Genomic DNA, 13,099 nt, shown 5'->3' on the forward strand with positions numbered 1-13,099 from the left:
TTGAGCCTACTTCTAACAAAACGCCCCGACTGAAGAGCCGGGGCGTTTTTATTGATCGTTACTAATCTAGCTTGATTGGCCTTTTAAAGCGTCTTCTTCCTCATCGAGGCTCGCACCCGTTACGCCTTCGGTTATGGTCTTATGACCAGACACATTCGGTGTATCGCCCGTCAGGCCAGGGCCGCTTCCGTCAATTGCGTAGGCTATGGAGTCGGCTAATTCATCGGGTGCAATTTTGCCGGTTTGCTCAACCGCCTTCGGGTATTGTTCGCCCGCCTGCTGGTCGATGATTTCTTCATCAGCGCGCGGATCGTTATCCATCACTGAGGGAACCTTGCTGGAACTGCCGCCGTAAGAATCAATAGGATCTGGAATGTAGTATCGCATGGCTATTGACAAGTTTGGTTCACGTCTATAACCAGCAAACGGGTTCGGCTGTTTTAGTCCTCAGCCAATTTACGAACCAATATTTTATCAATTCGGCTCTTATCCATATCGATGATTTCAAACCGGTAAGCCTGCCAGACAAAAGACTCGCCCGTCTGCGGGATGTCTTTCAGAATGTGCAGCGCGAAGCCACCAAGCGTATCGAATCCCGTAAGGTCCCGGCGCGCCTGAGCGGTTATGTTAATGTTGAAATAGGAAATAAAATCTTCGAAAGGTAGCTGAGCGTCAATCAGGTAGGTTCCGTCTTCGCGCTCGCGGATTTCATAGTCAGGGTACGTATCGTCGTTGATGTCGCCGACCAATACGTCCAGAATATCGTTTAGGGTTACCACGCCCAGTACGCCACCATATTCATCGACAATGATCCCGACGTACTGTCTCCGCTCCCGGAAGCGCTCCAGCACCTGATACGCCCGATTATTTTCAGGAACAAATAAGGCTTCACGCTTCAATTCGTCCAATCGGGTCAGTTCAACCTCTAAATCTTTTCCGAGAAAATCCTTCGAATAAATCAAACCAACTACGTCGTCTACGCTGCCGTTGCAAAGCGGGTAAACGGAGTGTTTGTAGTCCAGAATTTTTGCTTTGTTCTCGGCAATGTCATCCTCCAGATCAAGGTAAACAATTTCTTGTCGGTTGGTCATCAGTGAAGTGATTCGGCGATCACCCAACTGAAAGACATTCTGAACGATTTCCTGCTCGATTTCTTCGATGGCCCCGCCGGTAGTCCCTTCCTGAATCAGGCTTTTGATTTCTTCCTCAGTTACAGCATTTTCGTTTGGCTTGATGTTTAGCACTTTGAGCAGAATATCACTCGAAAAAGTCAGTAACGCGATGAAGGGCGATGTTATGCGCGACAGCAGAATCATCGGCGCGGCCATTGTTTTGGCAATTCCTTCCGGATTCGATAAACCGATTCGCTTCGGTACTAACTCGCCAAATACCAACGACACATAGGTCAGCATCAGCAGCACCAGCACGACGGCAATCGAATTGGCGTAAGGCCGAATAACAGCGATCTGGCCGATAAATTCCTGAACATCGGTCGTCAGCTTGTCGCCCGAAAAAATACCAAGCAGGATACCGATCAGGGTAATACCGATTTGAACGGTGGACAGAAATCGGTTCGGAGAGTTCGATAAATCGAGGGCTACCTGCGCCCGTCGATCTCCGTTTTTGGCGGCAATTTCCAGTTTCGATCGCCGGGAAGAGACAAGGGCAATTTCTGACATGGAAAAGACTCCATTCAGAAGCGTCAGCAATAAAATGATAAGAAGTTCCACAAAGGGGGAAGGTTGGCTCGTCGCAAAAATAGTTTATAATGGTATAACGGTGCAACAGACCGTTGGTTTTTGCTATTTTTACGCTTAGAACCGCAAATTGCCCCGATGATTGTTTTCATTAACGACCGCCCAATCCGGCTCGTTGGCCCGAAAGCCACTTCTCAACTGACCAATTCGTTGAAACGAGAAGCGTTCAGCGACTACGACAAAATCGTTGATGCCCGACTAGACATCCTGAAGGAAGACGCGCTACAAGGTCATCTTCTTGTCCTGAATACAACCCCCGCAACGATTGAAAAACTGGTGCATCTGCTGCAAAAAGCCAAAGCAACCGGTTTATCGTCCATAACGCTGGGCTGCCTCGACAAAAGTGCCTGCGAAGATGCCATCAAAAAACCGTTCAAGATCATCAAAGCTGCGGGTGGCATCGTTTTTAAAGGCGATAAAATGCTTTTGATGTTCCGTCGGGGTGTTTGGGATCTGCCCAAGGGCAAGTTGGATGACGGTGAGTCATCACGGCAGGGAGCGGCCCGGGAAGTCGAAGAAGAGACCGGCGTGCGCGTAACCGTCGGTGACCGGGTCTGCACCACCTGGCACACCTACAACTTAAACGGTAACCGGATTCTCAAACGGACAAAATGGTACCGGATGAGTGTAGTAGACGACAGACGCATGACTCCCCAGGCCGATGAAGGCATCGAGAAGCTGGCCTGGTTCGATCAAAAACAAACGAAATTGGCGCTTACCAACTCGTTTAGCTCAATCCGGTACGTCATTGACTCGGTCAACGAGTTGATCAAACAATAAAGCCTCTTAAACGGTCTGGTTTACCAGCTTATACGGTAAAAATTCGTCGACCTGCTGCCCATAACGGTGCAGGTCACGAATGATACTGGAGCTGATCGGGGCCAGATTGGGGGAGGTAATTAGAAAAACCGTTTCGATTTCTTCGTAGATGTGGCGGTTCACCTGCGATATGCCGTTTTCGTACTCGAAGTCGGTCGTATTGCGCAGCCCCCGCAGCAGAAATTTAGCACCTTCGTTACGGGCCACATTAGCCGTCAGGTCGTCGTAACTGATGACGCGCACGTTTGGGTACTCCTGGAAAGCCTCTTCGATCAGGTGAATCATCTGGTCGAGCGGAAAATACCGTTCCTTACGCGCATTGCGGCCAATCCCAATAATCACTTCGTCGAACAGCCGCAGTCCGCGTAATACAATATCTTGGTGACCTTTGGTAAACGGATCAAAGGAACCGGGAAACAGCGCAATTTTTTTCATACAATACGAAAGAGCAACACGTGAAATACGGACGCGAATCTAATTGTCTTGATTGGCCTTTTGCTCATTCCTCCAATAAAGTAAGTCCGTACAGGCTCAAATACCGGTGTTCGAGCAGTTCGTCGAATTCGTCGACCAGCGTCAGCCCCGGTGGCGTACGCCCAAACGTCAGCTTCGGTAAAAACCGGCTTAGTTCGGTGTAGGCTTCGGCAAAACGCGTTATCTCTCCGTAGAGAAACAGAGCAACCTCGTCGGGATTTAGTTTTTGTTCATCCAGTACGTACAACAGATAATACGCCAGATCCTGCACATTTTTGTAGCCAAACCGATTACAGTAGCGCAACTGGTGCTTATCCCGGTACAAAACGGAAACAAACTCGTCTTCGAAATAAAGCCAAACGTTATGGGGTGTCAGCAACTGACGATCCAGATCGGCTGTCGCCTGGATCAACGCTCCTGTCTGGTGAATAAACGTTAACGGCTGTAGTGGATAGGACCCGGAGAAAAAGTCTACCAACTGATGTTCCAAGTTGAAAACGGAAAGAAACCCTTCGGTGTCGTGCGTATAGGATTGCGCAAATTCGTGGGCGGGTAACGAACTACCCCGCATAAGCGCCAGATAACTGCTGGCGTACTCCTTCCGGAATAAGGGCTTGGGTACCAGCGTAAATGAAGGCGTGTTGATACCAATACGAACTTCCTGCCAGGGACCATCCGAAAGCACGGGATGGGTTCGGAACAGGTCAGGCAAAACGTCCGTCAGGGGTCGCTCCGTTAGTAACGAAGAAAACGTGTATTCCTCCAGGTAACAGCCCCGGCGACGCTCATCCCGCACCATAAACCGAAACCGGTCGCGCCCAACTTCCAGACACAGCACCGACTGAGCCGTCTTTAAGGAATCGAAGGAGCTTGAGCGAATGGTTACGGATGGTGTAAGGGTCACAGCGATTTGCACGAGTTCTGGGGGCAAAGAGGATTAATTTGACGCAAGTAAGACGAAACTAGGGGCGTTTCTGTGCTTGCCGGGTCAAGTAACAACAAAATAAATAAAATCGTTTGCTAATGCAAGTACCCCCGCAGTTGAAACACGTCGTCCAGCGACTGGCAGCAGCGAAACAAAGCGTGCATTTCTTCGGCTGGGTGGCTCTTTATTTCGGCAAAGCTCATGAATCGAACCTCATCAATGATCTGATTGTTCAGATTCATTTCCGGGTCAATCCCTTTCGTCAGCAACCCACCGGTAGCTTGTACAGCAAAAAATAGCTCAAGCGCGTGAAGCGGGGCGGCTATAAACTCATTGACGAACAACAGTTCACCAACGCGAATCGCCAACCCGGTTTCTTCCGCAAATTCCCGCTTCAAAGCCACGGGGGCCGACTCGCCAAACTGGGCTCCGCCACCGGGGGGGCTCCAGAATGAACCCGCCGGCCCCACTCCCCGGTGCCGCACGAGCAACAAGCGATCTTCCACTCGGTAAAGACCGCACACCCGTAGCCGTAAGCGATTGCCGTACAGGTTCAAGACGTCTTTCCTGGCAGCTTCCGAGCGATTATCCGACAAATCCACCGAACGACTGGGTTGCATGATACGACAATGGGGATTCATGAACGCAAAGGTAAGAAATTATGCGTTTGACGGCTGCCCGGTCATGTCCCTCCGCTGGTCCTGCTGTACGCGCGTAGAATTAGTACAGACTTCCCGAAATGTAGCTTTCCAGTGAATCGATCCGCGTCTTCTGGTCGCGTATAATGGCCGTTACCACGTCATTGATCGAGATAATACCGACTAAGGTATCCATATCCATAACGGGTAGATGACGAATGTGCCGATCAGACATAATGATCATGCATTCTTCCAGCGACTGTTCGGGTTCAATCGTAATCACGTGCGCCGTCATTACATCGGCCACGCGGGTGTCACTCGAATGGCGGTCTTTCAGGATGATCTTACGGGCGTAATCGCGCTCGGAGAAGATACCTACTAGCTTTCCGTTATCGACAACCAACACAGCGCCAATGTTTTTATCGGCCATGAGCTTGATCGCGTCCAATACGGTTTCATTGGACGAAACACTATACAACGCGTTTACCGCTTTCCCCTGGAGAATTTGTCGTATTTTCATGTGTGTGAGGGAGTTAATGTGCGGTGAAGATAGCAAAAAACACAAAGCAAGCGTTCAATACTATAAATAAGAAACAATAAGTTGTAAATAAACAAGACGATTCGTGACTGACAACGAGTAGTCGGGAAACGTCTGCTTTCGCTTGGCTTATTGGCTGACGCCTGGTTTGCCTTTTTTTTGCCGATGCTGGCCTTATCGATTATCAAGTAAAGAATCTTCAGTGGAAATTAACTTTATGGTCATTCATATGTGCTTACTAGTAAGTATGTTTGTTCGCAATTCAGTGTGAAGTTAGGCTAGTTCATGGCAGGAAACTAGACGTTGCTATAAGCTACCGCCTAGAACGCTTCTACACGCAGCGGTGGCAAGTACGCCTGAGCCTACGAAGTTTCGGGCTACGAACGGTATCGTTCGTCAAGCGCACTGGTTCAGATTTGTACTTATTTTCATGTATCTAAAATAGATCAAAACGCCCGGTACATCTTTGCGACCGGGCGTTTTTTATGGGCATAGCCTTCCTGCGCAACGCGTTGCGATGCGGCTTGTAATCGGTTTCTTTTCCGGTGAAATTCGGTTTCAAAAGACGCGAATATTTCGTATCTTACAGGTATGAATGAAACCCAGACGGCTGCGCAATTGCTGGCCAAACGTTTTCCTTACAAACCGACTTCCGGGCAACAGCAATTCTTTGAACAGATTGGTGCGTTCATCACGCGCGAAGAGTTTGAACATTACCGCGACTGTTTTTTACTGCGCGGTTACGCCGGAACGGGTAAAACCACCCTCGTCGGAACCCTCATTAAAGTATTACCACGTTTTGGTTATAAATCGGTGCTGCTGGCCCCTACGGGTCGGGCGGCTAAAGTAATGTTCAATTACGCCAAAAAACCAGCTCAGACAATCCACCGGAAGATTTATCGCCAGGTGGCCGATCCGGGCTCAGGTACATTGGCGTTTCAGCGGCAGAAGAATTACCACGAAGACACGCTCTTTATCGTAGATGAAGCCTCGATGATCTCCGACGAAGCCGATTTTGGCGGCAAAGGTTTGCTTACCGATTTGATTGATTATGTGTTCGAAGGGCCGGGCAACAAGTTATTGCTCGTTGGCGATACCGCGCAGTTACCTCCCGTTGGCCGGGAACTGAGTCCGGCGCTTGACCGGGGGTTTCTTTCCAGCGCGTTCGACATGACCGTCTACGAACAGGAGCTGACCGAGGTGATGCGCCAGGACGAAGAATCAGGTATTCTTTACAACGCAACCAGCCTGCGTCTGCTGCTCGGGGATACGGAGCCAACCCCCAAAGCAATCGGGTTCGACGCGCTCCTGAGCGATAACAGCAGTTCAACCACAACCGAAGTCCCTCCTATTCAGCTTAATGTGCGGTCGTTCAGCGATGTATACAAGATGCCACTCACCAAGCTGGAAGACGGCATCCGGTACGCTTACGATAAATACGGTCGGGAGAATACGGTGATTCTCTGTCGTTCAAACAAAACAGCGGTTCAGTACAACCAGTTTGTTCGGCGGATGATTGACCAATGCGAAGAAGAACTCGACGCGGGCGATATGCTGATGATTGCCCGCAACAATTACACAACGCTGGACGAAGACTCCCCCGCTGGTTTTCTGGCAAACGGAGAATTTGCCGAGGTGCTTAAGATCAGAAACAAGGAAGAAATGCACGGCTTTCGGTTTGCCACGGTTACCCTACGCCTGGTGGACTACGAAGAACAACCGGACTTTGAGGCCAAAATCCTGCTCGACACGCTGCACACTCCCGTTCCGTCGCTGACATCGGAGCAGCACAAAGCGCTCTACGAAAGCGTGATGAAGGATTATTTTTACATCAAAAGCAAGAAAGAGCGGGCCGAAGCAGTCCGACGCGATCCTTACCTGAATGCCTTGCAGGTAAAGTTTGCCTATGCCCTTACCTGTCATAAAGCCCAGGGGGGCCAGTGGAGCGCGGTTTTTGTCGATCAGGGGTTCCTACCCGATGGCCAGGTGAACAACGAATTTGTTCGCTGGCTTTACACCGCCCTTACCCGCGCCACCGACGAAGCGTTTTTGATGAATTTTAACGCGCAATTTTTTGGTTAAAACCGTGCGGGCCGAAATCAGGTTTATACTAGTCGGTATGACCGCTCGTTGACGAACAGCAGACAGACCATTCATCAATAACTGTTTACGAACTATGTCCATTCAATGGATTATGAGCGCCTGTATCGGCGTAGGTCTGGCTGCCTGCTGTGGTTTTCGCGTCTTTGTTCCCTTACTCATTGCCAGTGTAGCTACTAAGCTGGGATTTATTGGCACGGTAGCGGGCTTTGAGTGGCTCAGTGACTGGCCTGCTTTATTCGGCTTATCACTGGCAACAATCTTCGAGATTGGAGCTTACTACATTCCCTGGCTCGACAACCTGCTGGATACACTCGCAACCCCCGCATCCGTCATTGCGGGGACTGTACTAAGCACATCCTTTTTACACATTGATAACTCACTGGTCCATTGGGGGTTAGGGCTTATGCTGGGTGGTGGTTCGGCGGGTATCGTGCAGGCAGGAACCAGTTTGCTTCGACTGGGCTCGACTGCGACCACGGGTGGTGTTGCCAACCCGGTTGTCGCTACCGGCGAGAACGTTGCCTCATTTGGTCTTTCCTTGTTTACTATTTTCTTGCCGCTTATTGGAGCGGTCATCATCGGAGCCGTCCTTATCTTTATCATTGGTCGGTTGCTCGCCAAACGAAAAGTGTGGTTTACGCGCGCTTCCCGTAAACCGGCAGGTGGTTCCATCACCCAGATACCGCGTAGCAGTAATGGCCGGGCCTAGTCAGGACGAACAAAAAATGGGCTACTCCAAGTTGGAATAGCCCATCTGCTTTTATACACAGAATAATTAATTGTTACTTTCTTTTTCCGAAAACGCCTACAGCGTGGCAACGGTGCGACGAACAAAGGCCGTCAGGTCAGCACCGGTCAGCATGTTCTGCGACAATAACGCCAGATCGTACACCTGCTTCACCAGCGACTTCTGCGCATCAGCATCCGTTTCGGCCAGCACTTTACCAATCAGTGGGTGGTTCGCATTGACCACCACGTTATACGTCACCGGCAGGTTACCATAGAACGACTGCTCACCCGATAAGGCCGACATGTCTTTCATCCGACGCATAAATTCCGGCATCGTAATGGTAACGGGTAATTCGTCCGTTGGCTGCGCTTCAATGCTCACGTTCAGCATTTTGTTGTTAAGCACCTGCTCAAACGTTTCCTTGAGCTTTGTTTTATCGTCTTCCGACAAAACACTCTCGTTGTTGATTCCTTTGTCGATCAGCTTATCCAGCGTATCGGCGTCAACACGCTGGAAGTTTATTTTTTCCAGCTTTTGTTCGAGCGCATTGATAAAATGCGGATCAATTACCGTGTTCAGCAACAGAACATCGTATCCCCGGCGACGTGCCGACTCAATGTACGCATCCTGCTGCTTCGGATCCGTAGTGTAAAGAACGACCAGGGTATCGTTTTTATCGAGTTGGTTTGCCTGAATTTTTTCCCGGTACTCGTCGAGGGTGGCGTATTGGCCTTCCGTATTTTTCAGCAACACGAAATTTTTGGCTTTCTCCCAAAACTTGTCGTCGCTTAGAATACCATATTTGATGAACAGACCGATATCGTCAAACTTCTCCTCAAACGCTTTCCGGTCGGCGTTGAACAGATCGTTCAGCTTATCCGCTACCTTACGGGTGATATAGCCGTTGATTTTCTTGACGTTGGCGTCGGCCTGTAAGAAGCTCCGCGATACGTTGAGCGGAATGTCCGGCGAGTCGATAACACCGTGCAGCATCATCAGAAAATCAGGCACTACGTCTTTTACCTCATCGGTAATAAACACCTGACGGCTGTACAGCTGAATTTTTTCGCGCTGGAACCGCAACTCGTTCTTAACCCGGGGGAAGTACAGGATACCGGTCAGGTTGAAGGGGTAATCGACGTTCAGGTGAATCCAGAAGAGCGGTTCTTCGCTCATCGGGTATAGCTCCCGGTAGAACGTTTTGTAATCTTCGTCGGTCAATTCAGACGGTGCCTTGGTCCAGATCGGCGTTGTGTTGTTCACCACCTGCCCATCGAATTCCACCGTGACGGGCAGGAAGCGAGCGTATTTGTCGAGGATTCCCCGGATGCGGCCTTTGTTGAGAAATTCTTCCGAATCGGGGGCAATGTAAAGAATGATGTCCGTTCCCCGTTCCGCGCGCTCGGCAGCCGTCAGCTCAAACTCGGTCGATCCATCGCAGATCCAGCGGGCGGCCTCGGCGTTGTCCCGGTACGATTTGGTAATAATTTCTACTTTCTCGGCTACCATAAAGGCCGAGTAAAAACCTAAGCCAAAATGACCGATGATCTGCCCTTTGTCGTCCGTTTTGTCTTTATACTTCTCCAGAAAGTCAGACGCGCCCGAGAAAGCAATCTGGTTGATGTATTTCTTGATTTCATCGGCGGTCATCCCGATTCCATTGTCACTAATGGTAATCGTTTTGGCTTCTTCGTTGAGCGAAACCGTCACTTTCAGATCACCTAGCTCCCCGCCAAATTCACCAAACGAAGCCAGTTGACGCAACTTTTGGGTAGCATCTACGGCGTTTGACACTAATTCACGCAGAAAAATTTCGTGGTCGGAGTAAAGAAATTTCTTGATAATCGGGAAGATATTCTCGGTATGGATCGAAATCTGCCCTTTTTCGTTTTGAACGGCTTCCATAAGGTCTTAAAGGTCCTGAGTAAATAGAATGATAACGTAACGGGGCGTGATCAAATCCTGTTCCAGCCTGCGCCTGGCTGACAGATTGACAGCCTCAAACAGATCGTTCAGCTGTTTGTTTTAACCGTTTAGAAGCCCGTACTACCTTACCCAAACGAACCGGTATGAAACCATTCTTATGCCTGCTGGTAGCCCTACTACTGAATTGCAAGACTCAATCAGCCAATAACCTGGGTCCCGAGCGCACCGAGCCAGCGTTTATTTACGCCAATAGTCTGGCCACCGACGGCTGCGAAGAGTTTGTCCGACTCGATCACGGCAACCCGTCAGCCGATGCGCGGTATAAACCAACGGCCAATTCACTGCCTATTTTGCAGAAAGCTATGGCCAGTACGCCGGCTGGCGCAAGCCCGTACGAACGTTCGGTAACCATTCGGTTTGCCGAAACGGGTAAGCAGGTACCGCTACAATGTGGCTGGGGCAGTCGTCCCGAAGTAGGCGAGATTGAAATTATAGCAATCCGTGATCGATAGCACCCCAACTGAACGGCCAGGCCGAATCGATGGTTATTCAGGCGTATGACTGCACATGACTACACAGATATTCCGCTCGCGGACCTCGACTTGCTTCGCCAGCAAGCAAACACCGCCGTTATCGATGTTCGCGACGAATGGGAGTACGAGGAGTTCAACCTCGGTGGAGTAAACATTCCCCTGGCCGATATCCGCGCCCGGAAAGCGGAACTGGCTCCCTATGATACGCTTATTGTGCTTTGTACCAATGGCGTCCGGAGCCGGATTGCTGCTAAAGATTTGTTAAGACAGCCCGACATGCAGACCAAGACGATTTACCATGTACACGGCGGCATCATCGAAGCAGAAGACTAAGCCACGGTTTCGGTAACCTCATCCGCTCAGCTACGTCACGATGGTGAACCCAGGCTTGGCAGCCTGCTTCTCGATGGGCGGCAGATTGATCTGTAAAATATCGTGTACGTTGACCCGAATCTGCCGACTTAGCTGATTCAGGGGCAAATCATTACGCTCGAGTCCGAACGGCTCCTCAATTTCTTCACCGATCATCTCCAGACCAACCAGCACGTAAGACGTGAGAATTACAGCCGGAATTGTCAGGTAGCCATAAGCCGTAATGATCGTGAAGGGCAGAATAGCCACGTAGATCATGATAAACAGCTTGATAAATAAATTGTAGGAAAACGGAATGGGTGTGCTTTTGATCCGTTCGCAAATGCCGCATACGTCCATCAGAACCGTCAGGTTCCGGTTGAGGTTGATGTGCTGCGATTCCGAGATATGCCCCGCCCGATAAAGCATCTCTGTTTTCACCCAGAGTTGACTGGTCACACCGGCGGGTTTATGATCAAACTTATCCAGACTGCGCCGGTCAACTTCTTCCACGACATCCAGTTCATCCGTACCCGGTATATCCCGTAAGTGATTTTTAAGCGCAAACGGGAAATTAGAAATGGCTTTGGCAAAGAACAGCCGGCTATCCGTATCGCTCTGCGGCAAAACAGCGTTGAAGAAAATCGCTAAATTCCGGCAATTGTTTACAAGCGTCCCCCAGGCCTGCCGTCCCTCGTAAAAGCGGTCATACGCGGTGTTGGTACGGAAAATCAGGAGCAAGCTCAACAGAATGCCCATCGCCTGCAAAAACGAACTAGGCGTATCTTTCAGGCGAAAGTCAATGAAATTCAATTCCCCTATCGTCACAAAGGTGGCGTAAATGCCAACGACGACCAATCGACGGAGCAGTGCGATAGCCGTAGGGCCTGTGTGGAAATGCCAGAGCGCAGGCAGCCAAGCCTTTGATTTATAGATAATCATTGACGATAACGTTCGGTAATGTTGAACTAAAACTACGGACTATCTGAACACAACATCAGCGGGGCAGGGTACCCGTAAACACACGCTGCGCTGGACCAATCAAGTGAATAGCCTCAAAGCGACCGTCGGCCAGCGCCGTAAACGAGACGCGCAGGTTACCGCCGATGGTCCGTATCGAGACCGGAGTAGGCGTATTCAACTGCTGGTGAGCCACCAAGGCCACCGCCGTTACCCCCGTCCCGCAGGAATACGTTTCGTCTTCTACCCCCCGCTCGTACGTTCTGACAAACAGGGTATTTTCGTCAACCACCTGCGCAAAGTTAACATTCGTTCCACCCGGTTGAAACGGAGCGCTATACCGAATCTTGCGCCCTTCGGCAACGACATCAAGCGACTCCAGATCATCGACAAACTGGACAACGTGGGGAGAACCCGTATTGAGAAATGTCAGTCCATTTCGTTGCTCAATACCGGATACATTGCTCATTTTCAAGGATATTTCGCCTTCGTTTACCAGCGCGGTATGTTCACCATCAACGGCCATGAACCGGGTCTCGCTCTCGAATACCCCCAGATCATGCGCAAAACGAACGATACAGCGCCCACCGTTGCCGCACATGCTTCCTTCGGCTCCGTCCGCGTTGAAATAAACCATCCTGAAGTCATACTCGGAATCGTTCTGTAACAGAATCAAACCGTCGGCACCGATGCCGAACCGCCGATGGCACAACCGTTCGATAAACGCCTGATCGGAAGCAGAAAACGCACCCGCCCGATCGTCTACCAGCACGAAATCATTACCGGTGCCCTGGTATTTATAGAAATCCATAGTCGAATTGCAACAGACTCCGGATGGGTGAATCGTCCCTGCAATAGCCGGAGACGATTGCAGGGAATACAAAAAAAGCTACCTGTACAGGCAGCTTTTCAGAAGATAATGGTTACTCAGAAGCGGACTAAGCGGCTGCAACTGCTTTTGGCTTACGCTCTTTGAGACGTGCAGCTTTACCCTGACGACCACGTAGGAAGAACAACCGAGCGCGACGTACTTTACCGAGACGAACCACTTCAATTTTGTCGATATTTGGCGAAAGGACCGGGAAGATCCGCTCAACACCAATACCATTCGATACTTTGCGGACAGTAAACGTCTCGCCAGCGCTACTTGGGTTCCGGCGCTGAATGACGGTTCCCGTAAACACCTGAATACGCTCCTTATTTCCTTCGCGGATTTTGACGTGTACGTTCACCGTATCGCCCGCCCGGAACGTGGGCAAATCGGCGCGACGCTGCGCGTTGTCTGCCTCCACTAATTTGATTAACTCGCTCATGACTGTATATAAATCGCCAGATAAGTATTTGC

The 13,099-nt window shown here is 50.2% G+C and carries 15 protein-coding genes; 5 read left to right on the forward strand and 10 right to left on the reverse strand.

All coding sequences use genetic code 11. The features are described from left to right. Nucleotides 1-66 precede the first annotated feature (66 nt). Both LQ777_RS12775 and LQ777_RS12780 read right to left on the reverse strand, forming a co-directional pair. A complete protein-coding gene (locus tag LQ777_RS12775; RefSeq protein WP_232558312.1) occupies nucleotides 67-387 on the reverse strand; it encodes a hypothetical protein in 321 nt (106 codons plus the stop codon). Nucleotides 388-440: 53 nt separating this feature from the next. Continuing rightward, entirely contained in the window at nucleotides 441-1,730 is a 1,290-nt protein-coding gene (locus tag LQ777_RS12780) for a hemolysin family protein (protein WP_232558313.1), read from the reverse strand. A gap of 105 nt (nucleotides 1,731-1,835) precedes the next feature. On the opposite strand from LQ777_RS12780, the gene LQ777_RS12785 reads away from it, so the two are divergent. Continuing rightward, nucleotides 1,836-2,537 carry an NUDIX hydrolase gene (locus tag LQ777_RS12785; protein ID WP_232558314.1) on the forward strand — a complete coding sequence of 234 codons (702 nt, stop codon included), beginning with the start codon at nucleotides 1,836-1,838 and terminating at the stop codon, nucleotides 2,535-2,537. Between the two features lie 6 nt (nucleotides 2,538-2,543). Here the strand turns inward: LQ777_RS12785 and coaD are convergent, their stop codons facing one another. From coaD to LQ777_RS12805, 4 genes are all read right to left on the reverse strand, one after another. After that, a complete protein-coding gene (gene coaD, locus LQ777_RS12790; protein WP_232558315.1) occupies nucleotides 2,544-3,011 on the reverse strand; it encodes a pantetheine-phosphate adenylyltransferase in 468 nt (155 codons plus the stop codon). 64 nt (nucleotides 3,012-3,075) lie between these two features. After that, nucleotides 3,076-3,966: a DUF3822 family protein gene (locus LQ777_RS12795; protein WP_232558316.1), complete on the reverse strand. Its 891-nt coding sequence runs from the start codon at nucleotides 3,964-3,966 to the stop codon at nucleotides 3,076-3,078. A gap of 104 nt (nucleotides 3,967-4,070) precedes the next feature. After that, on the reverse strand, nucleotides 4,071-4,595 hold the full coding sequence (locus LQ777_RS12800) for an NUDIX domain-containing protein (protein WP_232562845.1): 525 nt from the start codon (nucleotides 4,593-4,595) through the stop codon (nucleotides 4,071-4,073). A 100-nt stretch (nucleotides 4,596-4,695) separates the two neighbouring features. Beyond that, the gene (locus LQ777_RS12805) at nucleotides 4,696-5,133 is read right to left on the reverse strand and encodes a CBS domain-containing protein (protein ID WP_232558317.1); all 438 of its coding nucleotides are present in this window, start codon (nucleotides 5,131-5,133) and stop codon (nucleotides 4,696-4,698) included. Between the two features lie 609 nt (nucleotides 5,134-5,742). On the opposite strand from LQ777_RS12805, the gene LQ777_RS12810 reads away from it, so the two are divergent. Further along, nucleotides 5,743-7,233 (forward strand): ATP-dependent DNA helicase, encoded by a 1,491-nt coding sequence (locus tag LQ777_RS12810; RefSeq protein ID WP_232558318.1) that lies wholly within the window; start codon nucleotides 5,743-5,745, stop codon nucleotides 7,231-7,233. Nucleotides 7,234-7,327: 94 nt separating this feature from the next. Further along, on the forward strand, nucleotides 7,328-7,963 hold the full coding sequence (locus LQ777_RS12815) for a DUF4126 domain-containing protein (RefSeq protein WP_232558319.1): 636 nt from the start codon (nucleotides 7,328-7,330) through the stop codon (nucleotides 7,961-7,963). A gap of 96 nt (nucleotides 7,964-8,059) precedes the next feature. Here LQ777_RS12815 and htpG read toward each other — a convergent pair whose 3' ends face one another. Continuing rightward, the gene (gene htpG, locus LQ777_RS12820; protein ID WP_232558320.1) at nucleotides 8,060-9,889 is read right to left on the reverse strand and encodes a molecular chaperone HtpG; all 1,830 of its coding nucleotides are present in this window, start codon (nucleotides 9,887-9,889) and stop codon (nucleotides 8,060-8,062) included. 164 nt (nucleotides 9,890-10,053) lie between these two features. On the opposite strand from htpG, the gene LQ777_RS12825 reads away from it, so the two are divergent. Together LQ777_RS12825 and LQ777_RS12830 are read left to right on the forward strand one after the other, a co-directional pair. Beyond that, on the forward strand, nucleotides 10,054-10,422 hold the full coding sequence (locus LQ777_RS12825) for a hypothetical protein (RefSeq protein WP_232558321.1): 369 nt from the start codon (nucleotides 10,054-10,056) through the stop codon (nucleotides 10,420-10,422). Between the two features lie 45 nt (nucleotides 10,423-10,467). Further along, a complete protein-coding gene (locus tag LQ777_RS12830) occupies nucleotides 10,468-10,776 on the forward strand; it encodes a rhodanese-like domain-containing protein (protein ID WP_232558322.1) in 309 nt (102 codons plus the stop codon). 30 nt (nucleotides 10,777-10,806) lie between these two features. Here the strand turns inward: LQ777_RS12830 and LQ777_RS12835 are convergent, their stop codons facing one another. The 3 genes from LQ777_RS12835 to rplS all read right to left on the reverse strand — a co-directional run bounded on the left by LQ777_RS12835 (nucleotide 10,807) and on the right by rplS (nucleotide 13,067). Next, nucleotides 10,807-11,736, reverse strand: a complete 930-nt coding sequence (locus LQ777_RS12835; RefSeq protein ID WP_232558323.1) for a bestrophin family protein — start codon at nucleotides 11,734-11,736, stop codon at nucleotides 10,807-10,809. 55 nt (nucleotides 11,737-11,791) lie between these two features. Beyond that, nucleotides 11,792-12,565 (reverse strand): diaminopimelate epimerase, encoded by a 774-nt coding sequence (gene dapF, locus LQ777_RS12840; RefSeq protein ID WP_232558324.1) that lies wholly within the window; start codon nucleotides 12,563-12,565, stop codon nucleotides 11,792-11,794. Nucleotides 12,566-12,692: 127 nt separating this feature from the next. Continuing rightward, nucleotides 12,693-13,067, reverse strand: a complete 375-nt coding sequence (gene rplS / locus LQ777_RS12845) for a 50S ribosomal protein L19 (protein WP_232558325.1) — start codon at nucleotides 13,065-13,067, stop codon at nucleotides 12,693-12,695. Nucleotides 13,068-13,099: the final 32 nt, after the last annotated feature.

Source organism: Spirosoma oryzicola, from assembly GCF_021233055.1.
GTDB lineage: Bacteria > Bacteroidota > Bacteroidia > Cytophagales > Spirosomataceae > Spirosoma > Spirosoma oryzicola.

What these genes read in the sequence shown, in the direction of transcription:
- LQ777_RS12785 (WP_232558314.1), top strand. Translation starts at nt 1,836, where the DNA reads ATGATTGTTTTCATTAACGACCGCCCAATCCGGCTCGTTGGCCCGAAA.
- LQ777_RS12800 (WP_232562845.1), bottom strand. Translation starts at nt 4,595, where the DNA reads ATGCAACCCAGTCGTTCGGTGGATTTGTCGGATAATCGCTCGGAAGCT.
- LQ777_RS12835 (WP_232558323.1), bottom strand. Translation starts at nt 11,736, where the DNA reads ATGATTATCTATAAATCAAAGGCTTGGCTGCCTGCGCTCTGGCATTTC.
- LQ777_RS12775 (WP_232558312.1), bottom strand. Translation starts at nt 387, where the DNA reads ATGCGATACTACATTCCAGATCCTATTGATTCTTACGGCGGCAGTTCC.
- LQ777_RS12805 (WP_232558317.1), bottom strand. Translation starts at nt 5,133, where the DNA reads ATGAAAATACGACAAATTCTCCAGGGGAAAGCGGTAAACGCGTTGTAT.
- LQ777_RS12825 (WP_232558321.1), top strand. Translation starts at nt 10,054, where the DNA reads ATGAAACCATTCTTATGCCTGCTGGTAGCCCTACTACTGAATTGCAAG.
- dapF (WP_232558324.1), bottom strand. Translation starts at nt 12,565, where the DNA reads ATGGATTTCTATAAATACCAGGGCACCGGTAATGATTTCGTGCTGGTA.
- htpG (WP_232558320.1), bottom strand. Translation starts at nt 9,889, where the DNA reads ATGGAAGCCGTTCAAAACGAAAAAGGGCAGATTTCGATCCATACCGAG.
- rplS (WP_232558325.1), bottom strand. Translation starts at nt 13,067, where the DNA reads ATGAGCGAGTTAATCAAATTAGTGGAGGCAGACAACGCGCAGCGTCGC.
- LQ777_RS12830 (WP_232558322.1), top strand. Translation starts at nt 10,468, where the DNA reads ATGACTGCACATGACTACACAGATATTCCGCTCGCGGACCTCGACTTG.
- LQ777_RS12815 (WP_232558319.1), top strand. Translation starts at nt 7,328, where the DNA reads ATGTCCATTCAATGGATTATGAGCGCCTGTATCGGCGTAGGTCTGGCT.
- LQ777_RS12810 (WP_232558318.1), top strand. Translation starts at nt 5,743, where the DNA reads ATGAATGAAACCCAGACGGCTGCGCAATTGCTGGCCAAACGTTTTCCT.
- coaD (WP_232558315.1), bottom strand. Translation starts at nt 3,011, where the DNA reads ATGAAAAAAATTGCGCTGTTTCCCGGTTCCTTTGATCCGTTTACCAAA.